The 23,660-nt window shown below is 43.8% G+C and carries 22 protein-coding genes; 7 read left to right on the forward strand and 15 right to left on the reverse strand.

Going from position 1 to position 23,660, the window contains the following annotated elements:
• Nucleotides 1-23: 23 nt before the first annotated feature.
• The 5 genes from F0261_RS15475 to F0261_RS15495 form a co-directional block, all read right to left on the reverse strand.
• A complete protein-coding gene (locus tag F0261_RS15475; protein WP_171338398.1) occupies nt 24-1,436 on the reverse strand; it encodes a collagen-binding domain-containing protein in 1,413 nt (470 codons plus the stop codon).
• 181 nt (nt 1,437-1,617) lie between these two features.
• Nucleotides 1,618-2,028 (reverse strand): biopolymer transporter ExbD, encoded by a 411-nt coding sequence (locus tag F0261_RS15480; protein WP_014950746.1) that lies wholly within the window; start codon nt 2,026-2,028, stop codon nt 1,618-1,620.
• Between the two features lie 142 nt (nt 2,029-2,170).
• Nucleotides 2,171-2,959 (reverse strand): CLCA_X family protein, encoded by a 789-nt coding sequence (locus tag F0261_RS15485; RefSeq protein ID WP_014980333.1) that lies wholly within the window; start codon nt 2,957-2,959, stop codon nt 2,171-2,173.
• 25 nt (nt 2,960-2,984) lie between these two features.
• A complete protein-coding gene (gene fldB, locus F0261_RS15490) occupies nt 2,985-3,521 on the reverse strand; it encodes a flavodoxin FldB (RefSeq protein ID WP_171338399.1) in 537 nt (178 codons plus the stop codon).
• 17 nt (nt 3,522-3,538) lie between these two features.
• Entirely contained in the window at nt 3,539-5,404 is a 1,866-nt protein-coding gene (locus F0261_RS15495; RefSeq protein WP_171338400.1) for an alkaline phosphatase family protein, read from the reverse strand.
• Nucleotides 5,405-5,675: 271 nt separating this feature from the next.
• On the opposite strand from F0261_RS15495, the gene F0261_RS15500 reads away from it, so the two are divergent.
• The gene (locus F0261_RS15500; RefSeq protein ID WP_014980331.1) at nt 5,676-6,797 is read left to right on the forward strand and encodes a hypothetical protein; all 1,122 of its coding nucleotides are present in this window, start codon (nt 5,676-5,678) and stop codon (nt 6,795-6,797) included.
• A gap of 101 nt (nt 6,798-6,898) precedes the next feature.
• On the opposite strand, the gene msrA is transcribed toward F0261_RS15500, so the two are convergent.
• On the reverse strand, nt 6,899-7,444 hold the full coding sequence (msrA, locus tag F0261_RS15505; protein WP_171338401.1) for a peptide-methionine (S)-S-oxide reductase MsrA: 546 nt from the start codon (nt 7,442-7,444) through the stop codon (nt 6,899-6,901).
• A 224-nt stretch (nt 7,445-7,668) separates the two neighbouring features.
• On the opposite strand from msrA, the gene F0261_RS15510 reads away from it, so the two are divergent.
• The 3 genes from F0261_RS15510 to F0261_RS15520 all read left to right on the forward strand — a co-directional run bounded on the left by F0261_RS15510 (nt 7,669) and on the right by F0261_RS15520 (nt 10,512).
• The gene (locus F0261_RS15510) at nt 7,669-8,064 is read left to right on the forward strand and encodes a thiol-disulfide oxidoreductase DCC family protein (RefSeq protein ID WP_014980330.1); all 396 of its coding nucleotides are present in this window, start codon (nt 7,669-7,671) and stop codon (nt 8,062-8,064) included.
• Nucleotides 8,054-8,779 (forward strand): SDR family NAD(P)-dependent oxidoreductase, encoded by a 726-nt coding sequence (locus tag F0261_RS15515; protein ID WP_171338402.1) that lies wholly within the window; start codon nt 8,054-8,056, stop codon nt 8,777-8,779. The genes F0261_RS15510 and F0261_RS15515 overlap by 11 nt, the downstream gene beginning before the upstream one ends.
• Before the next feature lie 311 nt (nt 8,780-9,090).
• Complete coding sequence (locus F0261_RS15520) at nt 9,091-10,512, forward strand: sodium-dependent transporter (protein ID WP_014950738.1); 1,422 nt, start codon at nt 9,091-9,093, stop codon at nt 10,510-10,512.
• Nucleotides 10,513-10,626: 114 nt separating this feature from the next.
• On the opposite strand, the gene F0261_RS15525 is transcribed toward F0261_RS15520, so the two are convergent.
• Nucleotides 10,627-11,439 (reverse strand): NAD-dependent epimerase/dehydratase family protein, encoded by an 813-nt coding sequence (locus tag F0261_RS15525; RefSeq protein WP_061486558.1) that lies wholly within the window; start codon nt 11,437-11,439, stop codon nt 10,627-10,629.
• 166 nt (nt 11,440-11,605) lie between these two features.
• A complete protein-coding gene (locus F0261_RS15530) occupies nt 11,606-12,436 on the reverse strand; it encodes a DUF2884 family protein (RefSeq protein WP_014950736.1) in 831 nt (276 codons plus the stop codon).
• 346 nt (nt 12,437-12,782) lie between these two features.
• On the opposite strand from F0261_RS15530, the gene F0261_RS15535 reads away from it, so the two are divergent.
• A complete protein-coding gene (locus F0261_RS15535; RefSeq protein WP_171338403.1) occupies nt 12,783-12,974 on the forward strand; it encodes a hypothetical protein in 192 nt (63 codons plus the stop codon).
• Between the two features lie 75 nt (nt 12,975-13,049).
• On the opposite strand, the gene F0261_RS15540 is transcribed toward F0261_RS15535, so the two are convergent.
• The 3 genes from F0261_RS15540 to F0261_RS15550 are packed head-to-tail and all read right to left on the reverse strand — an operon-like array spanning nt 13,050 to nt 16,195.
• Entirely contained in the window at nt 13,050-14,387 is a 1,338-nt protein-coding gene (locus F0261_RS15540; RefSeq protein ID WP_061486557.1) for a mechanosensitive ion channel family protein, read from the reverse strand.
• Between the two features lie 3 nt (nt 14,388-14,390).
• Entirely contained in the window at nt 14,391-15,284 is an 894-nt protein-coding gene (locus tag F0261_RS15545) for an acyltransferase (protein ID WP_014950733.1), read from the reverse strand.
• The gene (locus tag F0261_RS15550) at nt 15,281-16,195 is read right to left on the reverse strand and encodes an acyltransferase (RefSeq protein WP_014980324.1); all 915 of its coding nucleotides are present in this window, start codon (nt 16,193-16,195) and stop codon (nt 15,281-15,283) included. The genes F0261_RS15545 and F0261_RS15550 overlap by 4 nt, the downstream gene beginning before the upstream one ends.
• A 113-nt stretch (nt 16,196-16,308) precedes the next feature.
• On the opposite strand from F0261_RS15550, the gene fghA reads away from it, so the two are divergent.
• The gene (fghA, locus tag F0261_RS15555; protein WP_171338404.1) at nt 16,309-17,151 is read left to right on the forward strand and encodes an S-formylglutathione hydrolase; all 843 of its coding nucleotides are present in this window, start codon (nt 16,309-16,311) and stop codon (nt 17,149-17,151) included.
• A 77-nt stretch (nt 17,152-17,228) separates the two neighbouring features.
• Here the strand turns inward: fghA and F0261_RS15560 are convergent, their stop codons facing one another.
• Genes F0261_RS15560 through F0261_RS15575 form a run of 4 tightly spaced genes read right to left on the reverse strand, consistent with a single transcriptional unit; the run spans nt 17,229 to nt 22,178 of the window.
• Complete coding sequence (locus F0261_RS15560) at nt 17,229-19,349, reverse strand: bifunctional diguanylate cyclase/phosphodiesterase (protein ID WP_171338405.1); 2,121 nt, start codon at nt 19,347-19,349, stop codon at nt 17,229-17,231.
• Between the two features lie 9 nt (nt 19,350-19,358).
• Entirely contained in the window at nt 19,359-19,844 is a 486-nt protein-coding gene (locus tag F0261_RS15565) for a Rab family GTPase (protein ID WP_014980321.1), read from the reverse strand.
• 15 nt (nt 19,845-19,859) lie between these two features.
• On the reverse strand, nt 19,860-21,623 hold the full coding sequence (locus F0261_RS15570) for an OmpA family protein (protein ID WP_171338406.1): 1,764 nt from the start codon (nt 21,621-21,623) through the stop codon (nt 19,860-19,862).
• Nucleotides 21,624-21,626: 3 nt separating this feature from the next.
• Nucleotides 21,627-22,178: a hypothetical protein gene (locus F0261_RS15575; protein WP_014950727.1), complete on the reverse strand. Its 552-nt coding sequence runs from the start codon at nt 22,176-22,178 to the stop codon at nt 21,627-21,629.
• Nucleotides 22,179-22,532: 354 nt separating this feature from the next.
• Between F0261_RS15575 and dusA the strand changes: the two genes are divergently transcribed.
• Complete coding sequence (dusA, locus tag F0261_RS15580) at nt 22,533-23,567, forward strand: tRNA dihydrouridine(20/20a) synthase DusA (RefSeq protein WP_367613870.1); 1,035 nt, start codon at nt 22,533-22,535, stop codon at nt 23,565-23,567.
• Nucleotides 23,568-23,660: the final 93 nt, after the last annotated feature.

The following is a 23,660-nucleotide window of genomic DNA, read 5'->3' on the forward strand; positions in this document are numbered from 1 at the left end:
AGATTCACTCTCTTTTTAAAGCGTTAATTCGCTTTTCTACGTCTAGCTAGCATGAAACATCCAGCGCCAAATAAGAGGGCGATTGATGCAGGTTCACTTACGTTGATAGCGCCGAACTGATAGTTATTTACTTGGCCTGTCGGCGCATTGTAGGTTTCGCCGTCGTCATTAATCAGTTGCACCAACGGAGTGACCAAACTATTAGCAATGACATTACCATCCACATGACCATTGTAGAAACTTAGCTCTGCATATGGCGCCAGTACACTACCTTTAACACCCACACTATGTAGTGTAAGAAAATCAGCATCAACAAAGTTAAACAAGATGTTATTGGTATAAAGGCCATCATGACGCTGACCTACATTGTTGTCATTGTCTCTGTACTGGCCATTTTCTCTGAAATATTCATTTTCCTGCGTAAAGGCTGTATTAAAGAAGCCAGTGTTAAATAACTCAACTGATTCACCGTACACATTGATAATGTTGTAGCTGGTGGTTGAGAAATCGTAAACAATGCCTTTATCAGCAGCGCTGAACCAACTAGCGTCAATATTGTAGATATTGATGTCATCAGAGCCAGAGAAGGTAATGGTATTTAATACATCCTTGCTAGCGTCGGTACAAGCAACCGCTTGCTCCGAATCGTTAGCGTCAGTGCACGACAATGTTGTTGTGCCATTCACCGACATTGACGCAAACTCTTGAGACTGCGCTGTTACTTCGGCAGCCATAGCATTAAAGTCAATATTGTTAACGTCAGCCTTACTCACGCTGCCCTGTTCAACAGATGTTGCTGTCGAACCATTGATAGCGGTGTAATTGTTAACGTCGTTAAGCGTTACGGTACCGTTAACTTCGCTGCTATCAAGTTCAACGCTAGACTCAGCAAATACGTTTCCGTTTTCAACTTGGGAGCCATACAAAGTAGGGTTACTCACACTGTCGTAAACACTATTAGGCCCACCAAGTTTCACAGTATTGGCGTGCACATCACCTGATACAACATTTGAGTTACCTAGTTTGACATCACCTTTCGATGAGATACCGCCAGACTTCACCGTAGAATTAATGAGATTTACAGTCTGCTGAGCGTTAACCGCTTTATCGAATGTGAGTTCAGAGCCAAACACCATACCTGACACGGTAGTTGAACCACCGTGAACATCACCGCGCGTGAAATGAAGGTTACCGCCTACGGCAAGAGCAGACTCAGACATATCTGGCGATAGCAGTAAGCCGACATTGAAATCGGATACGTTCATTTCGCCACCGACAGCTAGTCTTCCTTCAACATCGGAAGATTGGCCGGTAAAGCTATCGAAGATGAATGCGTTGTATTCAAACGCTTCACTCAATTCAATTTTGGCGGCAGACACATGTGGTGCTGACATAACCGCTGCAAGTACAGCAGTATAGAGTATTTTTTTGTGCATAATGGCTCCAGTGACATCAGAGTCTGGAACCGAGTTTCAACATGGATTTTCCAGACACACCGAATGGTACGATCTGAACAAAATTCATGCGATAGCACAAGAGATACTTTGGTATAAGGTCTTATACGAAAAAAGCCACCCGAAGGTGGCTTTCTTTATTTTGCGTGGTCAGAAAGGCGTTTTAGCTGCTCTTTTTAACCAAAACAGATACTTTATCAATACCTGCAATTTTAACTTGGTTCATAACTTCTACCACAGTACCGTGCTCACTGTCTTCGTGAGCCTGGATAGCAGCTGAATCCGTGTTGTTTTCCGCTAGGTATGTTTGCGTGTTTGCAACCACACGACGAATATCAACTTCGCGGCCGCCCATCATAATTGTGCCATCAGCATCAATACGGATAGAAAGCGCTTTTGAAGGCTTATCGTTTTTCGCTTGATTATCTTCAGGACGGTTTACATCCAAACCTTTCTCTTTCACGAACGAGGTCGTTACGATGAAGAAAATCAACATGATGAACACGATGTCCAACATGGGGGTCATATCAATCTGAGCCTCGTCTTCAGCCGAGGTATGCTTCTTTCTTTTCATCTCGTCTTCTTTCTTCTGTTACGTTCGAGCGCTTTAGTATACTGCTTGTTACAAAAATATACAGGGTTTTGTACAAAAACAGTGTGCTCATTAACACTTGTTGTTGAAAAAATGCTCAGTTTCACAGTAATAAAACAACAAACTAGGTTTGTTTATGTGAAATAGCGACACCTAATTGGTAAAAATACAACATCAATGCCTGATTGAGTGATGTACGCAAGTTACCATGAGGATAAATGCCAAGTCTAGCTTCCGTTGATTTTTTTGTCCCCTGCACCAAAAATGCATTTTTGATCTCGTGATCTTGAATACAGGCTTCAAATGCGCGGGCAGCCATCTCCTGAGGCATAGCATAATAATACATTTTTAACGCGCGATCAGCTTCTACGGATCGCACAAAGTACTCATTTGGTCTTTTTTGATCATTTAGGAACAATAGCGAGAAACAATCGCTCAATTTTTGATTCAACGGATGAGAATTCATCGGGGCATTGTCGAGCCAGGCCTGTGTGGCAAAGCTACCGGCGGCAATACCGTCGAACATGCGCGGCGCAATATAATGATCGAAAGCGTGAAACCATTCGTGGGCTAGCGCTCCGGCTCCTGCATTTTTTGCTAGCGCAAGCTGTCTTTTCGCACTGTTGTAGTGGGCACTGCTGTGTTTTTGACCGCCACTGCCAAAAGCCAGTGACAGGGATCCGTTTAACGATAACACCTGTTCATTGATATTTAAGATCGCGACCAGATCGTAAAGCGCATCGAAAAAGAGGTTGGCAGCGATCTGTTGTTCTTCTGCTGTTACCCATCTACCCACAGTGATCGTAGCGAAATTAAACAGTTTGCGAATATCTTGAAATGAAACATCAGCGCCGTCCCTGTGGCTTGGGCCGTTGCGATAAAACTGCTGATGAATACGGCCTTTACTTTCCAACACTGACATCCGAAATTAATAGGCGTTAAGCCATCGAGACCAATAACTGTTCGCACCATGCTTCGATGCGTGCGTCTGTTTTGTCGTATTGGTTTTCATCATCAAGAGATAAACCTACAAACTGGGTCTTATCTTCGGTCAAAGCTTTTGAGGCGGTAAACTCGTAGCCTTCGTTTGACCAATAACCCACGATCTTACAGCCTGATGGCAATATTGCATCGTGAAGCATGCCTAGTGCATCTTGAAACCATTCACCGTAACCAAGTTGATCGCCAAGTCCGAATAAGGCGATGGTTTTCCCTGATAAATCCAAACCGTGCACTTCTTCCCAATGAGACTCCCAATCTTCCTGGAGCTCGCCAAAGTCCCACGTTGAAATACCAAAAATGATAATGTCGTATTCGGCCGTGCGCGTTAGGTTAACGTCTTTAATGTTGTGAAGGTCAACAATATCTTCGTCGAAAAGGCTATTGAGCTGCGCTTGGATTTTTTCTGCTGCCATTTCGGTATAGCAGGTTGTTGAGCCGTAAAATAATCCGATGGACAGTGCGCTATCACTCATTAGATACCTCTTTTGAACTAATCGTCTTTAGAAGCTGGGAATTCTACCTCTTTACCGTTGCTCAACAAAGCTTTGCACTGAACATCGGTGTTTTTCTGTGAAATTTTTAATACACCAATGGCGCAACCGTTGAATAATTCGCCATAGCCCAAACTTGGTTCTCTCGCTTTTACCGACATATTTCGGCGTCTTGTGAAAAGGTTGAGGGGCGATTTAGAGCGATAAAGCACGCGGTTTAATCTATCTAGCCATTTGATCAATCCATCCGGAAAGGCGTTTTTTAATCCGCTGCAGGTGAACTGGGTGATGTGGGGGCTGTTGCGCCTAAAGCGCAGGCGTACATCGTATACAAAGGAATAGTGCACATCGCCAGATAGAATGATGAAATCGGGGGGCGTTTTGTAATGCCTGAATATGTTTAATATGACGTTCGCGGTGCCTTTGTGGGCCATCCAGTTCTCAGCATCAACAGTAAGCGCCTTGCCAAAAAACGTAAACACCTTTTGAATGGCTTCGATAACCTTTACACCATAAATGGGAGCGGCAGAGACAACGATGACAGATTCTTTGCCGATTATAGAATGCTGAAAATCACACAGTGCTTCCCAGTCCATTAGCCCCGAGGGCTTATTCATATTAGATTCACTGCGCCAACGCTGCGTGCGGGTGTCTAAAACCTCAATAGGTGGTGTGGTATCTAAACGGTAATGCCACTGATCAAAATCCAACAGCTCATCAATGATTTCATCGTGCGAGTTTAAACCGCTTTCTCCCATTGATTCTTGTACTTTAGCAATTAATGGCGCTACTTTTTTTGGTGCATTTCCCCAGCCTTGGCAAAGCAAGTAGCCGATAAGCGCATTGCCGATCATGCGTTTTGATAGAGGGTTTCCATAGACTTCTTGTTCCCAGCCCCGGGTTAAGTTCCAGTCGTCGGTAACATCGTGATCGTCAAAGATCATATAGGTAGGAATGTGTGCCAGGGCCCTACGTACCTGCGGTAGCTGTTTTACAAAGCCGTTAAGCGCCTCGTGTTCTTTGTCGAAAATAGCGTGGTATTTTGGGGGGATCCCATCTTTATCTATATTGATATCAGCCCAAAGCGTGTCGGACCACACTAGTAAATACATAGCGATGATCTCCGCACTGCCAATCAAATGGTTTTGCGCGTTTACTGATGTGAATACCGGTTTTTTCTTAGCACCAAAGAATATTGAAGACAGTACCGTATTGGTCGCAATTTGTGGCAGAAGCTGCTCTCGTTCGTAATACCCATGTTCATGTGTGGCAAGTTCATTAGTGTTGGTTACTACTGCCCCTTCCAGTGCTTCATGATAAAGACCTAAACGGTCAATCACGCTGTGTATGGCTTTAAGCATAGGACCTGCGACATCATCAGCGTAAATCTGATCGCCCGTCATCAACAGAAGATCGGGAAAATCATTTTGCTTTTTGAACGCATTTTTATGGAGTACATCTACTTGTGCTAGGGCATCATCACTGTGAAAGTGAGGCTTACGGCATGAGCCGTGCAATATGGTCTCGGGAGTCTCGGTGTAGTGGAAACATAAGGAAGACTGCCCATCGTAAAGAAGCCCGCGTTGTTCATTTTCCCATGAAGCCTGCTGAGCATCGTCGCTAAAAGATAGCGAGTAACCTATCCGCGCAGTATCTTCGAAGGGCTCTGACGAAGTGAAAGAGAGCAAGTGTATAAATGCGTACTTACCTACGCGTATGGTTTCGCGTTGACAATTGCCGATGACGACGACTTCATTTGCAGATAGATTTAGCGTAGGTGAATCGGCGTTACTGGTTACTACCCAAATATGACATTCTGTAGATGTCACCTTTCTTACTATCGGACCTGCAATAACTTGGGGCAAGTGCTGCGTAGAAATGACGCTCTCCTTTAATTTTCGTCAATATTAATACACGTAAGCGTGTTAACTAAATATGCTGCACATTAATTAAAAACATGATGACAGCACGACTATTTAACGTTGCCAAATCATATATGTACTCAGCAAACCTGATGTCTATCGCATAACCTTACTCTTTTTTGTGAATAAACGGTATGCTCGATATACTCCCTTACAATTTTTTCAGTTTTACCTTTTGCTCTCGTCTTAATAAACGGAGAGAGGACTTCACACTATGCTAAAATATTTAACCAGTGCTGTGCTAACCACTTTACTGATAAGCGCCTGTAGCGAGCCGAAAGACGTTGTTATTACTCCTGAACCTCAAGACTTAACAGAAGTCACTGTGGGTCAATGGATCCTTGATGAAAAAGGCAACGTTATGTTTGATCCTCAAACCTCAGGGTTAGTGGTGCTAGACGGTCAACTTGTCACTATCGCAGATGCTAGCGCTGATACCACTCAACAGTTGAAACTTCATAGCATTTCACCAGATACCGCAACGCTGAGCGCATCGAGCGAACGCTTTTCATTTTCCAACACCGTGCGCCGAAGCTGCTTTTATAGCTATTTGAGTGAGCAACCTGATTTAGAAGCGCTAGCCGTAGACCCCAGAGACACCAATGTAATTTATACGGTTACCGAAGATGCTACCCGTACCGGCGCATTAAGCCCTCGCTGTGAAACCAAATACGAGGAAACAGGGTCAACCGATTACCCCACCTTGTTGGTAAAATTGACACGAAAAGATAATGGCTCGGTTGAAATGTCGGATGTGCGCCCACTACAGTTTCCGCAAGAGTTCGAAGTAGGTAACTTCCCCAACGACGGCATTGAAGGGTTGACGATGGCTGAAGACGGCACGTTATATCTGGCGCTAGAGAAAGATAAAGCAGGACAGCCAAGAATTTTTACATTGGCTGTTGATGAAGACTTTTTCTCGTCGAATGATTTTGCCACAGTGAGCGAGCCTAACCTTCAACTTCCTTCGTTTACTTCAGGTAATCACCCTATCAATGGACTGGCGTTATATACTCATTCAACCGGCGCATCCTATTTGTTTGGCGCAGCAAGAAACGACAATGAACTGTGGGTAATTGATGTGAATGGCAATAAGCCAACAAAGCGTATCCCTATTAAGTTCGACGTTGCCGGCGACCAGAAGTGTGAACAGTACACAATGGATAATTCGTCGATGGAAGGACTAGTGACCATTGAAAATACCTTGTGGATCATCAACGATCCTTGGGAGAAAAACTACCTTAAAAACGCGACGTGTGAAGCGCATAAGAAGCGTTATGAAGACTTAGCGCCTTTATTATTTCCACTAGAAATTAACAGCGTTTGGTTTGAATAATAAGAAAACGAATAGATTGAAAAACAAAAGGGTTGCTTTTAAGCAACCCTTTTTATTGTTGGCTAACACTATTGATAGCGCGCTTAATATCGCTGTTTTATTTATGCGTCGCTGCGAAGTCGAGAAGCGAAGGTTTTTTTGAACTTCGCAAGCTTAGGCGCCACGACCATAGAGCAATACTGGTTCTGTGGATTATTTTTGAAGTAATCTTGGTGGTAGTCTTCGGCGTCGTAGTAGTTATTTACTGCTACTATTTCAGTCACTACGGAATCGGGCCAAATCTCTTCTTCTGTGATTTCTGCGATAATTTTTTCTGCTTCAGCTTTTTGTGTATCGTCGTGATAGAAAACCGCGCTGCGATACTGTGTGCCTACATCATTGCCCTGTCTATTCAGCTGTGTAGGGTTATGCAGCGCAAAGAAAATTTCTAGTATCTCACGGTAGCTAATGCTGTCGGCATCAAACGTCACTTGTACCACTTCAGCATGGCCAGTATTTCCTTTGCATACCTCTTCATAGGTTGGATCGGCCTTTTCGCCTCCAGCATAGCCAGAAATTGCTTTTTCCACGCCTTCAACGCTATTCAACGCTGATTCGATACACCAAAAGCATCCGCCTGCCAACGTGGCGACTTGTAAATTTGCCATAGTAAAAACCTCTCTTAATCTTTGTCTGTAGTGTGGGTGCGGGTAGGTCACAACACAAGTCATCCAAGCGTGTTTTTTTATCGTATAAACGAATATTAAATAAGAATAATGTGCAAGCTAAGTGAAAGGTTTTAACATGTGAGGTTAACTGCTTTCTTTCAAGCAGTTTGCAACCGGTAAGAATGCGTATAAGCGTGTTCGAAATTTGGCAGAGGTATTCGGTCGTGATTATTTTCTATGACGGGTATTGTCCGTTGTGTATCGCTGAAATGCGTCATTTAAGAAAAAGAGACAAGCACAACAAATTAACATTGGTAGATATTCAGGCCCCCGATTTTTCGAGCCGTTATCCAACCATGGATTGGCATGCACTCAATGCAAGAATTCACGGACTTCGTGAAGACGGGACGTTGATAACTGGCCTTGATGTCACTCATGAAGCATGGAAAGCCGTGGGCATGGGTTGGCTATATGCACCGCTTCGCTGGCCTGTTATTTGTCATATAGCCGATGCTTTCTACAATGTATTCGCAAAGCATAGATACACCATTTCATACCTGTTAACAGGTAAAAAACGCCAGTGCGATCGCTGCATACCAGGAGAAGCCAGTGAAAAATAACGTCCTTATAGTGGGCGCGTCGGGCGGTATTGCGTCTGCGCTTATTGAGCAATATAGCAGTGAAGGTGCTAGGGTGTTCGCGGTTAGTCGCGCCCCTATATCTGACACCAATCATTCTGGGGATGTTACCTATCATCAGCTGGCCGAACAGGACGATAGGCACATAAGCGAATTTGTTGAACAGCTGGCTGAACAGCAGGTTGTGTTAAATACGGTAGTAATAACAACCGGTTTTTTGCATAACGAAAGCGATGGCATTCATCCTGAGAAACGTTTGGAAGATGTCAGCGAGCAGGCCTTAGCGGCTTATTTTTCAACTAACAGCATTATTCCCGCAATGTGGCTCAAGCATTTGGTGAATATAATGAGTAAAGAAGGCTCAACCCTTGTTTGCTTAAGCGCGAGAGTAGGGAGTATTTCAGATAATGGACTTGGAGGGTGGTACGGCTACCGCGCGTCGAAAGCGGCGCTCAACATGCTGGTTAAAACGGCGTCGGTAGAATACAAGCGCAGATTGAAAGACGTGATGCTTGTTTGTTATCACCCTGGGACGGTTGATACGGGGCTTTCTAAGCCTTTTCAAAAGAACGTCGCCGCCAAGAAATTGTTCACGCCTGAGTTTACCGCTAAACAGCTCATTCACCACCTTTCGGCGCTTAATCGAGACCAAGCTTGTCATTTTATCGACTGGAATGGCGAAGTGGTAACTTGGTGATACGGTCTAACATCATTTCAGCAAGTCCAACATCAAGACTTTTTATTTCACTGCTGTTACCATGCTATTTTTGGGAATGGTGCAGCGTATTGATAAGCCCATAGAGGTAGCAATACAACGCGTTGACGCCACACGTGAGTCATAACAACAAACGCCATCCTGATAATAAATAATACCAGTTCGCTCGGCTTGATTCTTACGAATAGTAAGTACCGACAACCAGCATAAATTGTGAGCACACGACGTGTTTGTGCATCACAAGGCATGATACGGCGAACTGCTATAACAATAACTCAACAAGAGGAAGGGATATGAGCGGGGCCAGAGAACAGTTCGGATCGCGCATAGGTTTTATTTTGGCAGCTGCAGGTTCTGCGGTAGGCATAGGTAATTTGGTAGGGTTTCCTGTCGGTGCAGCTAAAAATGGCGGTGGTGCATTTCTTTTAATGTACGCTATTTTCGTTTTTGCCATTTGTTTACCGGTAATGCTGGCGGAAATGTCAGTAGGTCGCCATGCTAAAAAAGACCCGCTTGGTGCATACAGTGATATAAGCGGTAATGAAAAGAAATGGAAAGTCGCGGGGTGGCTAGCTATTGCTACGCCATTCATGATTGCCGTTTTCTACATGGTTATTACTGTGTGGCTTTTCGGCTATTTGTTCGAAGCAGTAAGCGGAAATCTAGACAAGTTAGCTAACCCAGAAACCTTTGGGCTGTTTATTAACTCAGAAGCTATCTTTTTATATATGGCGGCCGTTGTTGGTGTGGTCTACCTCATCCTTCAAGGCGGTGTAAAAGAAGGGATAGAAAAAGCGGCAAAGCTGCTCATGCCTGCGCTTTTCGTGATGCTAATCGGTCTCGTTATCTTCGTATTAACCCGCGAAAATGCGATGGCTGGCGTTGAGTTCTACATTGTTCCTGAGTTTTCAAAAATCACTGCTGAAGTGGTGAATGGTGCGCTATCGCAGGCCTTTTTCTCTCTATCGTTGGGCATGGGTATTCTTATCACCTACGGGAGCTACATTGATAAGCGTGCAGATGTACCGAGCGCTGCCAAGCTGGTGGCGTTGACGGATACAGCCGTGGCGTTCACTGCGGGTTTGATGATCCTTCCAGCCATCTTCTCTTTTAACCCAGACATTAACCCTGATGATTTAAGTGAATCGTCAGTGGGCATGATTTTTACTTACCTGCCTAGTATCTTTCTAGCGTTACAAGACTCGATTGGATATATGGGCGCATCGATTGTCGCTAGCTTGTTCTTCTTATTAGTGTTCTTTGCGGCAATTACGTCGCTAGTGTCTATTTTTGAAGTACCTGTTGCGGCGCTTATGGATGAAAAAGGTGTAAGCCGTAAATGGGCGCTTGGGTCGCTAGGAAGCATTATGATTTTGCTAGCCATCCTAAGTGCGTTGTCATTCGGTAAAGTTGATATGCTTACGTCGTTTATGCACTACGCTGGCGCAGATAAATCACTATTTGATGTCATTTACGATGTGTTCTACGACACGATTTTGCCTTTAAACGGCTTGCTAATTTGTTTGTTTGTTATTTATCGTTGGAAGAGTGCAAACTTCAATGCTTCTTTGGAAGAGGGCAGCAGTGGTTACAAAGGTAGTTGGTTTGAAAAATACGTGGATATATCGCTGAAAACCTTTATTCCACTTATTTTACTCGTGATTTTTGTAAACACGGTAGCGGTAAAATACTTCGGGTTGAGCCTATTCGGATAGTCAGGTTTTACATGAAATGACGTGAGCTAGCAGCGAGCTCAACTTAAAAACGGCAAGCCTAAAGCTTGCCGTTTTTGTTTGTGTCAGAGTATGTATTTTCACTAAGAGTAAAGCCTAAAACATGCGATAGGGGTCACCGTACACAGGCGTTACATTTAGCCTTGCCCAGCTTTGTGCGGCGTCAATCACCTTGCCAGCAGGTTCTGCTTCAGTATCAGAAAAGTGCGGGGCATCAATATCCATCGCCTTCGCTGCATCCACGTAATAAATACCGCGCTTAGGGTGAGACAAGCTGCAAAGGTGAATAACATCGTTAAGCGGCTTGCCACAAATGATGGTCGTCAACGCAGATACAATGTCGTACACATGTACAAGGTTTATTCGCTTATTTCCTGCATCTAACTGTTTTCCACTTAACGAGCGGGCGGGGTGGCGGTCTGGGCCTACTAAACCGGCTAGGCGAACAATACTGATATCAACCTGACCTCGTTTAGACAATAAATAGTCTTCAATAGTCACGTGGGCTTTGGCCGAGGCTGTTTGCGGCTGTGTAGTGCTGACTTCGGACACTACCTCATTTGTTGCATCGCCGTAAACCGACGTGGTGCTGATAAACACAATATGCGCTACCTTTACATTGATGGCTGCGTCTATCAACTGCAGCATATTGTTGGTGTATGACGCGAGATCTGTGTTTCTCCTGCCAGGGGGAATATTTAGCAACAAGGTAGCGTTTGGCAAGTAGTTACAAAGCGCTGATGTATCTTCGCCTAGGGCATATTCAATTGCGGTGATACCTTGCTCTTTTAACGCGAGACGTTTCTGTTGGCTTCGAGTGGTACCAACAATATTGACCTTACCTGAAAGTGCTTTGCCCACATAGCTGGCTAACCAACCGTAGCCACTAATTACTACATTTTGAGTCATCGATTAAATACCCCTTTGTTTATGGCTTAAGAGTACATTAATTGAAGGGCGGTTGTCGTTAACTGTAAAAATGAAAAACCGACTGGGTTACAGTCGGTTTTCTAAGGTGAGTGGTTAGAGTTGTAAGTCGTTTCGCTCTGCGCGTTTAGTTCGCTGAATTTTCCAACTACATTTTCATTTCGTCGTTGTGGTCATGGTGGTTGTCTTGATCAATATCTAGCAGGTTCAAGTCATCTAGCCCAGATATGGATGCCTGCATCTTGCCTTCGGCATAATCCGCTTTCTTCAGTACCTTACACAATGCATCACCTTTTTCTTCTAGCGCAGCCGCTTGGCTTTCTAAGCGATATTCTAAATCTTCACCCCAGCGCTCCATCTTTTGCTCAAACTCAGACATATCACCGCCTTCCCACAACATTTGTGTTCCTACGGCGATAAGAATTCTACCCATAGACTCACTGATTAAAGACTCAATTTGCGCTTCGAATTCTTGCTCCCAGCTTTCGTCAAACCAACCTGGCTCATCGAATTTAGTTGAATCAACGCGAATATTGCCTGCGTCATCATAGAATGAAGTGTTTAGTTTGGTTTCAAGTGAGTCGAACAGTTCACGAAAATCATCACCCATTTGATCGCCGCCTAACAGTTCAGTAAATACTTCAGTTACTGCCACATTGGCAATTTGCAGCCCTTCACTGGCGATATTCAAGGTCATAGGGATGGCGATATCAATGTTGTTGTAATATTCACTTACCCAGCGCTGTTGTTCGCTGTCAAGCGATACTGGTTCGCCGTTAATGGTCATATTGTGATGGGAGTCAATCGTCATCACTGAGCCATTGTCCATCTGTACCGTTAGGTCACCTTGGTAATATTGAATATGACCATCAAGCTCCATGTCACAACTGTTGTTTTGAAAGCTGCTGTCATGCGCAAATGCGTGGCCGCTCATTAAAGCACTGGTAAGGGCAACTGAAAGTAATAGTTTCTTAGACATTGTTTATTCCTTAATTTACGTGTGACGCGTTAACGAAAGTGCTCGAAGCAAACTGCAATGCGTTGTAGTGTCACTGTCAGATAGACGCTAACGATACTCGCTGTTATACCTAAGGTAGAGCAATGGCCTTGCCAATATTTAAAGTCTATATCTTTCAAATGGTTAGTGATATTTGATGATTTCTTTATGCTCTGCTAAATACATTATTTAGTGAGATTACCAACTAATTAGTAGTTTTGACTAAGATCAATTAATATCAATAGCGGTACATTTAAGCCAATCCAAGCATGGTTAAATCTTATTTATTGGTGCATAATACCGCCAATATTTTTAAGGGGTTATCACAATGGCTGATTGGATTAATGCAATTATGTTTGGTGTTACGCTAATTGCCTTTACGCTAGGGCTAAGCAGCATCGTTATGGGCTTTATGACTGCTAAAGCAGGTGCTGAAGGTATGCAGGAAAAAATCGAGTACGGTTTTTTTGGCGTTACTGGTTTAGTACTTTGCTTACTGATGGCCTACGCATTGGCTTAAGCGATAAGCATTAAAAAAACCGGCTATCTCAGCCGGTTTTTTTTCGTCTTGAACAAGTCTTTATTCATCACTGCCTTATCGATTAGGTTCGCTCTTCTCCTGAGCATCTTCAGGCGCATTGTCGCTTTCAGGACTGTTTCTATAAGCGCTTTGTTCGCGATGGGCAAGCAGCGACAAATGTCCATCACGTTGATAAGCGCGTAAATCGAACAAATCCAGCATAGCCATAACGTGGTCGAAAATATCCGCCTGTACTTTTTCGTACCTCACCCATTCCTTTTGTGCGCTGAAACAGTAAATTTCTAAAGGTAAACCAAGCTCATTAGGCGGTAGTTGCCTAACCATTAGGGTCAGTTCTTGGTTTATATCCGGGTGCTTGCGCAAGTATGCCTCTAAATAAGCTCTAAAAGTGCCGATGTTGGTAAGGCGACGGCTGTTTAGCAGATCCGACTCATCAATGGAGTAATCTCGGTGATAAGCGCGGAGCTCATTTTTCTTCTTATCGATATATTCGTTGATATAGCGAATTTTCGAAAAGCGCTCTAGCATATCGTTGTCACAAAGTTTAATAGAGTGCACATCAATATAAATGGCGCGCTTAATTCTGCGTCCGCCAGACTCTTGCATACCGCGCCAGTTCTTAACTGCTTCTGTAGTAAGGCTGTAAGTCGGCAGCGTAGAAATGGTTTTATCCCAGTTCTGTACTTTGACGTTGGTAAGGCCTATCTCGAGTATTTCACCATCTACTTCATACTTAGGCATGGCAATCCAGTCGCCTGTATTAAACATGCGGTTAGCGGCTATTTGAATGCCGGCAACAAAGCCCAGAATGGTGTCTCTGAATATCAATAGTAAAACTGCGGCAATGGCGGTTAAGCCAGACACAATAAGTAGCGGGCTTCTGTCTACAATCAAAGAAATACTTAATAGTATGGTGATGATTGCAAAAGCGAGCTTAGTGACTTGAATAAAGCCAGTGATAGGTGCGCGTTTAGCAAGCGCTGAGGCGTTATAAACGTCTTCCACTGTGCTCAACATGGCATATAAGGCAAGAAGGCCGCTATATAGCATGTATAGCTGAGCGCTCTTTATCACCATACCGTGCATCACGGCTTCATCGCTAATAAGTACTGGTGTAGTTAGGTAAATAAACAGGGCAGGAAACAGGTGCATTAAGCGACGGAAAAATCCGTGCTGCTGCAAGGCGTTGTCCCAGAGATTATTGGATTTGTATACCCAACTGGCTATCTGGGGGCGCACCAATAGCCTTGCGATAATATAGATTATCGCCGACACCACTAAAATACTACTTAGTGCGATGACGTTATACAGCGGATCTTCAGTAGTAAGATTCGGGAAAATATCATTAACTATGTGAATAAAGTTATCGCGTACTGAAGCACTGACTTCCATTAATTACGACTCCAACATTTTCTTTATACGGTTGTCTTTATTTTCCCATAGACCGTTCAACCAGTTTTGGAAATAAAGACGAAACTCAGACTCAGTGCGTTCTGAATGCTGTTGTAATTCAGGTACCGGCGTAACGTTCACATCGATCACTATTTTTGTCATCTGACCGCTAAGCATTGCCATCATAGGATGACGCTTATTTTCTGGGTAGAGCAGTGAGATATCTAACACGTTGGTAAATAATTCGCCCATAGCTGAGAGTGTAAAGGAAACGCCGCCGGCTTTGGGGGGCAGGAGGTTTTCATAGGGACTTTGCTTTGACAGATGCTTCAACGAAGTAAATCGAGTCCCCTCTACAAAGTTAATGACCGTTGTGGGCACCGTTCTAAACTTCTCACAATACGCTTTGGTGGTTTCGAGATCCTTTCCTTTTTTCTCTGGGTGCTTTTCTAAATAAGCACGGGTGTATCTGTGCATGAACGGCATATCAAGCGCCCAGGCACCCAGTCCGACAAATGGCAGCCAAATAAGCTCTTTCTTAAGGAAAAATTTGGGTGCAGGAATGCGGTTCGTTGCGAATTCAATGAGCAGAATAATGTCGAGGTAGCTTAAATGATTGGCAATAATCAGATACCAACGGTCTTTTGACAGTTCGCCGTGTACCGAACACTCAATATCGACGCGGTTGAACAAGCGTATCATGAGAACGCTGACCCGTCCGAAGCTAAACATTAGCCCGTGCATCACTTTATTCCATGCCGTTCTTATCTTTCCGTTAGGCATAATAAGTTTTACCAAGCCCAGTAAGATAATTAGGCCTCCCCACAACGCAAGATTGAGGATTTGTAGTGAAGTGTGTAATACGAAAATAAAAGGAGCGAGTACTGCGCGAATCATAATGGTTTCTGTGTTGCGTTTAGTGAATCTAAAAGTTGATCTTTGGCATGCCAGCGCTCATTCAACCACGTCTGAAAACGGGCTCGAACTTGCGGATCATCAAAATAATCGTCGTTGAAAATGCCGTTTTCCATAATGTCTTTGATGGGCATTACGTTGATATTCACACGAATATCACGAACCTTACCACTAACAAAGTCCCAGAAAGACGGTACGCCGTTAGGGTAATCAATTGTGACATCAATAAGCTTATGCAAATGATCGCCCATCGCAGACAAAACGAATGCTATGCCGCCTGCTTTAGGCTTAAGTAAATGAGTGAAAGGCGAGGCCTGCTTGTCGTGCTTGGCTTGCGTAAAGCGGGTGCCTTCAACAAAATTCATAATACTTACAGGCTTATTTCTAAATTTCTCACACGCTTGGCGCGTGGTTTCCATATCCTTTCCTTTCAAATGTGGATTTTTAGCCAAAAATGATTTGGAATACCTGCGCATAAATGGAAAATCGAGTGCCCACCAAGCCAGACCTAAAATGGGAACATAGATAAGCTCTTTTTTGAGGAAAAACTTCAAAAATGGGATTCTTCGGTTAAATACACGTTGAAGAACTAAAATATCGACCCAAGATTGATGGTTAGCAACAACGAGATACCAATCATCTCGAGTGAGTTTTTCTAGTCCGTTTACTTGCCATTTGGTGCGTCCGCTGATGCGCTGATTCAGGTTATTAACGCCGATCCACGCAGTCGCGCATGCGTCGAGTAAATAAGAAATGAATCGTCGCCACGGCGCAAAAGGTATAAGTTTAAAAATAGCCAATATAAAAATAGGCGTTGACCACACTACCGTATTGACGAAATAGCAGATGACCGAAATAGTGCCAACAATATGATGCAACAGTGCTTTTACCATTGTACTTACCTCAAAAATTAGGCGCTTAGTGTAAACGAACTTGATCTAAAATCCGATAGAGCCTTTACTGATTCCACAATAAAGGTGCAAATTTACGTATTTAAGGAGCTGAAATGGAGCTTATTGGCGAAAATAGAGCATTCGGGGGACGGCATTTACGCTATACCCATAAAGCTGAAACAACACAATGCGATATGACCTTCGCAATTTTTCTTCCCCCTTTCGCCTCGAAAGAAAAGCTAGTGCCCGTGCTTTACTGGCTGTCAGGGCTGACATGTACCGACCAGAACTTTATGCAAAAAGCCGGTGCAATGAAGCTAGCGGCGGAATTAGGTATGGCTATTGTAGCGCCCGATACATCCCCCCGTGGCGAGAACGTTCCAGACGACGAAGAAGGATCTTATGACTTTGGCCTTGGGGCAGGCTTCTACGTTGACGCTACGCAGGCGCCGTGGGATAAGCATTACAAAATGTATAGCTATATTGTGAACGAGCTACCTGCGCTTATTGAAAGCGAGTTCCCTGTAACCAAAGAGCGCGCTATTAGCGGTCACTCCATGGGCGGACACGGTGCTTTAGTTATTGGCATGCGTAATCCTAATAAGTTTGTATCGGTATCGGCCTTTAGCCCTATCTCAAATCCTTCAGATTGTCCGTGGGGCGAGAAAGCCTTAGATCGATACTTAGGCGATGACAAGGCAGCATGGCAGGATTACGACGCCTCGTTGCTATTAGCAAGCAAAACACACAGTGTACCTCTGCTAGTAGAGCAAGGGACAAAAGATGAGTTTTTGCACGAGCAGCTGAAACCTCAGTGTCTTGTTCATGCTGCGCAACAGTCAGATACGCAACTTACGCTTAACATGCATGAAGGTTACGATCATAGTTATTTCTTTATTGCATCATTTATTGAAGAGCACTTGGAGTTCCATGCAGGACATATGGGGCTAATTTAAGTGTAGAATAAAAGCTGTAAAAAAGCCGGATCGTACTCCGGCTTTTTTGTTTATGGCTGATGAGGCTTTGCTTAAGCTTACTTTAGCTTTTGCGCTAAAGTTATAAATTCAGGTATGGCAACGGGGCGCTGATATAAGTAACCCTGACCATAAGCACACCGATGATTTTGCAAAAACTGTTGCTGCTGTTGGGTTTCAATACCTTCTGCAATAATCTTAATGTTTAAGTTGCTCGCCAGTCCAAGAATAGCCTGAACGATAGCTTGGTCGTCGGTGTTTTTCTCAAGTTCACTGACAAAGGAGCGGTCAATCTTAAGCTCATCGATAGGCAGTTTCTTCAGATACACCAGTGAACTAAAACCTGTACCGAAATCGTCAATCGACACGGTGATCCCCATTGCTCGAAGCTCGTTGAGTAATACTGAAACGGTATCCAAGCTTTCCACAAACACGCTTTCGGTTAACTCGATAGATAAGTTTGAGCCGGGGAGTTGGTGATCTTCCAATGCGTTTTTAATTTGGTTTAGTAGTGCTAAATCTGACACTTGGCGGCCAGAGATATTAATGGCCAACCTAATGTCCAAATTAGAGGCCTTTAACGCTTCTATAGCATCACAAGCTTCATTAATAAGCCACTCGCCGAAAGGGAAAATGAGTTCACTTTTTTCAGCAAGAGGAATGAACACTTCTGGGGAAATGAACTTGCCTTCCGGCGTTATCCATCTTGCCAAAGCCTCGCATTTAACAATTTTGCCAGTCTCTAAATCGACAATAGGCTGCAAAAAGAGTTTGAGTTCATTGTTTTCGATGGCAGAACGTAGCTGACTCTCAAGCTCGCTAATTGCATGATGTTGTTTGTGTAGTTCTTCACTGTAGGTAAGTGCCACATTGCGACCTTGGTATTTAGCGGCCTGCAAGGCGATGTCAGCACATTGAAGAAGTGATTCGGTTGACGGGCAGTGTCGGGGGAAGTTTGCCTCGCCAATATTTATGCCTAAGTTCGGCTCGCTGCCATTGAGAACGGTATAGGTTTGAGTGAGCTTTTTGACTAGCTGCTCAATATACTCGGCACTGGTAAGTTCGTTAAAGGTATCTTCACGTTTCACCAATGCAAACTCATTACTGCCTATTCTCGCTATAAACCCGCTGTTGCCGACAAAGGTCTGCAGTCGCAGTGCGAACGATTTAAGGATCTCGTCACCCGACTGATAGCTAAGTGATTCATTTATCTTTTTAAAGTCGCATATATCTATTATGAACAACTTGAATGCGATTTCTTCCTGAACCAGTCTTCTTACTGTATCGGTAAACAAATTGCGATTGGCTACCTTTGTTAACGAGTCCATTCCACTGGCAGTTAATACGCTCTCTTCTTTATTGTGGATATGGGTAATATCGGTAAGTAGGTAAACCCAATGGGTTAACTCATCCCCTTGTAATACAGGGTGAATGGTAACCTGAAGCCACACACCATAATCGTCAACAGGTTGCCAATAAAGCTCACCTTGCCAGGGGGCTTTTCGCTGCACTAGTGCGGGAAGAAACGTTGCCGGCGCATCAATATCAGTAAGAAGCTCGTTGACGCGAATAGAGCTTGGCGTTGTGCTATTACAAAGCAGCAATCTATGAGACGCTTTGTTGTCCAGTATCAATCCGCCTTTGTCGTCTAAAATGACAACGCCGGTTTCCAGGTTGTGAATAGCTTGCTGAATGGGCGGAACGAGCTTTTGAAGTCGGGTGTTCTTGCGTAAAACACCGTTTAATTTGTGCCTAATATATTCATGCTGACCTACAATTTCGTGATGGCTTAGCAATAATTCACGCGCGGCTTGCAGCGTTTTACGTTTTTCGTCAAATTGCTCTTCTACGTTTTTAACGACCAGATAGCGAGAACCCGATCCGCTATTAATTGCCAATGCTTCTAAGCGAAGTACTTGGCTCTCATTGTGCTCCGTCCAAAAGCCAGATGAAAGCGTAAATGACGTTTCGCCTTTCCATACTTCGTCGGCATCGAGAAAAAAGTCGTCTAAAAAAATAGAGGGGATATGCTTCTTTTGCAGTTTGTTGTTTTCGTCAATCGTCACAACATTTGCGAGCCATGGAAGTTCTGGCGTTAAGCATTCAATGTCGCTTTCGGAGTTACACCTAAATAGCGCGCAGTTAGTAATGCCCAATGCATTTAATAAATGAATATCCATGGCAATCTCCTACCAAAACGCAATTGTACTGAATAAATTCTCTACATTTTCACCGGTCTTTGCGCTGGTCTTCGTTAGTGAAGCGAATTTTTGAGCGTAAGAATTAAGTTCTTCCTCACTCCAGTGCCAACTTGTGGGGAGATCGGTTTTATTTACGACAAAAAATGCGGGGATATCGGGGTAGTGTTCGCGTGCGAGTTCTAGAATTTCCATGCCTTCAAGCAAGGATTGAGACCGAGTTTGGTCAACTACAATAATGTAGGCGCTTGCGCCGCGAAGGTAGCGAGGGTTGAAGCCACAGTATCTGTCGATACCTTCTAAATCCCAAAGTAGAAGCTGAACCCCGCGTCCGTCTTTATTGACTTGTTTCTTATCTATTTTTACGCCAATAGTGGTCTTGTATTTTTCGGAGAAAATACCTTCAACGAATTGCTTAACCAAGCTTGTTTTGCCAACACCAGTGGGCCCTAAAATACATACTTTTTTCTGTATCACTGCAAAGCTTCCTTACTATTGCTCACTGGATATCAAAACGTTTAACATGACTGAACGCCCCATTGATGCTTTCTGCAATGGTAGCTCTCCTAAGCTTACAGGTATAAGAATATCACTTTCTACGCCAAGTGAAATTAATGAATTCACAACATTCTCTGCTCGTTTTTGACTCAATGCGCGATTTCGTGCGCTTGAGCCTGAATTATCACTGGCACCCATTACAACAATACTGACAACAGTTTTTGTCTTGTCAGCAAGGGTTAACAATTGTTTTATGTCGTTTGCCAGAGGTTCTAATTTTGCTAACTGTACTTCAGAAAGCGCTTCTTGGTTAGTAGCAAAAAGTACATTTTGTGAGGAAACCTTATTAACTAATCGGTTCAATGCGGCTTTCTGGAGCTCAGTATTGTCAATTTGATAGGCTGCTTTGACGTTAAGCGCGGTGGTATCAACGTTAACTGTTGAAATACCAGGAATAGCGTTTATTTGCTGAGTAAAGTTAATTGCGGTTGGGGTGAATACGGTTCCTGAAATAATAAAGCTACGTTCATCCCCTTTTTTAATTAATAGGCTTTCTGATTCGCTGAGTGGATAGTCGCTCACGAGCTTTTCAAGTTTGCGTTCAACCACACTTGGTTTTAAAGAAACAAAGGGTTCTTCAATAACAGTAACTCTTTCTGCATCGACGTTATTATCGCTAAACCATTGTTCGATGCTGGTGGCGACCGGGTCGCGAAGGACTTTAGCGTGCACGTTCCCATTGGAAATATAAGTATCAGTTACTATGATTCCAGGTGGAGGAGGAAGCTCGTGCAAGTCGCTTTTTAAGATGCTTAGCGACAAACGCATAAAAGACAGCACTGCAAGTGCGAAAAAAATCACCAGAAGCACTAGTGCGCCTATTAATCGGTTTGATTTTTTTCCTTCACCCTCTTTTTTTTCGCTTATTAAGCAGTCTGAAAGAATGGTTTCGCAACCGTCGAAGGGCGCATTGTCACCTTCATAAGTGAGCAACGGTTGCTGATAGAACTGATGAAAATCTTCCAACGCCTGTTGAAGTTTTCCGCGTACCTCAGGAGGAATACTGCCCGTAACTGCAGCAACAAGCAGCGCTTGTGGCCCAATTTTTATTAGCAGCGTAAAGTCTTCCGTTTTTATCTCGCCGAGCTCGTTTTCTGACTCGGTACTGGTAACGCCAAACGCATCTGCCACAAAGTCATTAATGGCCACTAGCATTGACGAAATTAAGTCTGCGTCTTTTTCTTTCTCAGGATCTGAAGAAATGCTGTGAAGTAGCGTGCCGGTCTCTCGATGAATGACCAGCAGCTGTTGGACTTGGTATTGGTAAATTTGAGATGCGACAAATTCAGAATACCTGACTCCAGACTGCCAAGCTTTGAATCGCCACGATACGCTTTTGGGACTTAAGCTGTTTTCGATAAGCGCGTTAGTGCGCTCGACAAACTCAACAAGAAATGAAGATACTGCCTTTCTTACAAGCGTGCCAACCAAGGGATAAAGTGTACCAACAATCTTATCGCTATTAGCTTCTATAGAGCGGTGAAGCGACTTCTCTACAAGAGGAACAAGTACTTTGTTAACTGAGCCGTCCTTTGTTTCGCGTTCAAAGAGCGCTTCAGAAACGACGTTTGTCACGATGCCTTTCGCATCGCGATTCAACTTTTCTTGAACGAACTTGTCGTCCTTTCCAATGAGTAGCTCTCTGACTTTGTCCAGAGAGTTGTCAGATAGCTCCGACGGCGGCACTTTTTCAGTCATTAATTAATGATCTGTAGCGAGGTTGGTGGCCATAGTCGAAAGTAAGTTTGCCAACGTTTTTCTATCGGTTTTACTTTCTGAAAGCTCACTGGTAACCTGCTGAAGCTTTTCTAGCAGCTCTTGGTGACGCTTACTAAATAAATTATCAAGCGACTCTAGTTCTTTAACCACATGAGCTTCCAATGCATCGTTGTCGTTCTTTGCAGCAGTTTCCGCTATCTCCAATTCACTTTGCAATTTGTCAGTGGTGTTTTGAAGTTGCTCTTGCACGTTACTGTGGTTGTCGTTAGCACTGGCCAACTGATTCGATAATTCTGTGATCTGTTGGTCAATAAGCTTACGTATATCGTTAAACTGATTATCAAGATGCGTATTCAGTTTAGAGAAGCTGTCGTTGACCCGTGACTCCAACGCAGAAAGATCTGCACGGAAAGCACGGTTTGTTTGACCAAACAGAATTTCTCTAAGTTGAGCAAGTTCGTCTGCTGGTTTGGGCGCGCCTTCAGTTTGAGTTACGTCTTGCGCTTGCTGATCCTTCGGCTTCTTGTCCGCCATAAAATGTCTCCGGAAGGCGCAGTTCTTTGCGTTGAACACGCTAATGAGCTGCAATCACATTTTTGTCTGTGCTAATAATTATGGTTATTACTTTATACAATAGCCGCTAATCGTGAACTTTGAAATACGCTAAAAGCATAATAGTGGCAAATACCTACAAAAATCCTTATACAAAAAACGTTATCTTTTCAGTAAGTTGAATAATCTATGAAGATTTACTTATGCGTTCTACGATTTGAGCTGTTTTTTGAGGCTGGAATAGGCCTATCAAATAATGGCAAGCGACATTGTTTTTTTATTGAACATAGGTACTATACGCCGCTCGCGCGTACGCGAGGTATATGAGTAATAACTGTGTCTGAGGTTCCTGTCGTGTCTATCACTCCGCTAAATCGTAAATTCTCTGTCGCTCCAATGCTGGATTGGACAGACCGCCATTGTCGCTACTTTTTACGATTAATGTCTAAGCACACACTTCTCTATACAGAAATGGTAACCACAGGCGCGATCATTTACGGCAAGGGTGACTATCTGGGTTACAACCAAGAGGAACATCCTGTTGCTGTTCAACTGGGCGGAAGCGATCCGTCTGACATGGCCAAGTGTGCTGAGCTATCACAAGCGCGCGGTTATGATGAAGTTAACATAAACGTAGGTTGTCCAAGTGATCGAGTTAAGAACGGTAGCTTCGGTGCCTGCTTAATGGCCCAGCCAGAGGTGGTCGCAAGTTGTGTCAAAGCCATGCAGGCTGCGGTAGATATTCCCGTTACCGTAAAGTGCCGTATTGGCATTGATGATATGGACGAAGATGAAGACTTCGCTCGTTTCATCGATACCGTGGCAGATGCCGGATGCGATACCTTTATTGTTCACGCAAGGAAAGCGTGGCTACAGGGATTGAGCCCAAAAGAAAATCGCGAAATTCCGCCGTTAAACTATCCGCGGGTTCATAGACTGAAACAGGCTCGCCCTGAATTATCTATTAGCATAAATGGTGGGGTTAAAACGCTAGAAGAAACCCAGCAACAGCTAGAACTTGTTGATGGCGTTATGGTAGGGCGAGAGGTTAACGCCAACCCTTACATTATGGCTACCGTAGATAAAGAGATTTTCGGAGATACTGAAGCTCAGAGCATGTCACGCCGAGAAATTGTGCTAAAAATGCAGCAGTATATTGAACGCCAAGACGATCCCTATTTCAAACCCTGGCATGCAGCTCGGCATATTTTGGGTCTTTATCAAGGGCAAGCGGGTGGACGCATTTGGCGTAGATACTTAAGCCAAAATGGAACAGGAAAAAATCCAGATCCCAATCTGCTGTTAAATGCGCTAGACGCTGTAGAAAGTGCCCAAAAGGAAGTCGCTGCGTTTAATAGTCAAAAAGACTAACGATTTAGTAATTTTGACCAAAGTTTAATATTTGTTCAATTGTTAAAAGCTCGCTGTCTCGCGAGCTTTTTTATTTAAATTTATATATATCAA

Origin of the sequence: Alteromonas sp. 07-89-2 (genome assembly GCF_013113925.1) — a bacterium.
Classification (GTDB): Bacteria; Pseudomonadota; Gammaproteobacteria; order Enterobacterales; family Alteromonadaceae; genus Alteromonas; species Alteromonas macleodii.

Excerpts from the sequence above, each read along its gene's own strand:
- fghA (WP_171338404.1), top strand. The coding sequence starts at position 16,309 with ATGGAGCTTATTGGCGAAAATAGAGCATTCGGGGGACGGCATTTACGC.
- msrA (WP_171338401.1), bottom strand. The coding sequence starts at position 7,444 with ATGGCAAATTTACAAGTCGCCACGTTGGCAGGCGGATGCTTTTGGTGT.
- F0261_RS15540 (WP_061486557.1), bottom strand. The coding sequence starts at position 14,387 with ATGGAAGTCAGTGCTTCAGTACGCGATAACTTTATTCACATAGTTAAT.
- F0261_RS15475 (WP_171338398.1), bottom strand. The coding sequence starts at position 1,436 with ATGCACAAAAAAATACTCTATACTGCTGTACTTGCAGCGGTTATGTCA.
- F0261_RS15520 (WP_014950738.1), top strand. The coding sequence starts at position 9,091 with ATGAGCGGGGCCAGAGAACAGTTCGGATCGCGCATAGGTTTTATTTTG.
- F0261_RS15530 (WP_014950736.1), bottom strand. The coding sequence starts at position 12,436 with ATGTCTAAGAAACTATTACTTTCAGTTGCCCTTACCAGTGCTTTAATG.
- F0261_RS15525 (WP_061486558.1), bottom strand. The coding sequence starts at position 11,439 with ATGACTCAAAATGTAGTAATTAGTGGCTACGGTTGGTTAGCCAGCTAT.
- F0261_RS15535 (WP_171338403.1), top strand. The coding sequence starts at position 12,783 with ATGGCTGATTGGATTAATGCAATTATGTTTGGTGTTACGCTAATTGCC.
- fldB (WP_171338399.1), bottom strand. The coding sequence starts at position 3,521 with ATGAGTGATAGCGCACTGTCCATCGGATTATTTTACGGCTCAACAACC.
- F0261_RS15550 (WP_014980324.1), bottom strand. The coding sequence starts at position 16,195 with ATGGTAAAAGCACTGTTGCATCATATTGTTGGCACTATTTCGGTCATC.
- F0261_RS15545 (WP_014950733.1), bottom strand. The coding sequence starts at position 15,284 with ATGATTCGCGCAGTACTCGCTCCTTTTATTTTCGTATTACACACTTCA.
- F0261_RS15570 (WP_171338406.1), bottom strand. The coding sequence starts at position 21,623 with ATGACTGAAAAAGTGCCGCCGTCGGAGCTATCTGACAACTCTCTGGAC.
- F0261_RS15500 (WP_014980331.1), top strand. The coding sequence starts at position 5,676 with ATGCTAAAATATTTAACCAGTGCTGTGCTAACCACTTTACTGATAAGC.
- F0261_RS15560 (WP_171338405.1), bottom strand. The coding sequence starts at position 19,349 with ATGGATATTCATTTATTAAATGCATTGGGCATTACTAACTGCGCGCTA.
- F0261_RS15575 (WP_014950727.1), bottom strand. The coding sequence starts at position 22,178 with ATGGCGGACAAGAAGCCGAAGGATCAGCAAGCGCAAGACGTAACTCAA.
- F0261_RS15480 (WP_014950746.1), bottom strand. The coding sequence starts at position 2,028 with ATGAAAAGAAAGAAGCATACCTCGGCTGAAGACGAGGCTCAGATTGAT.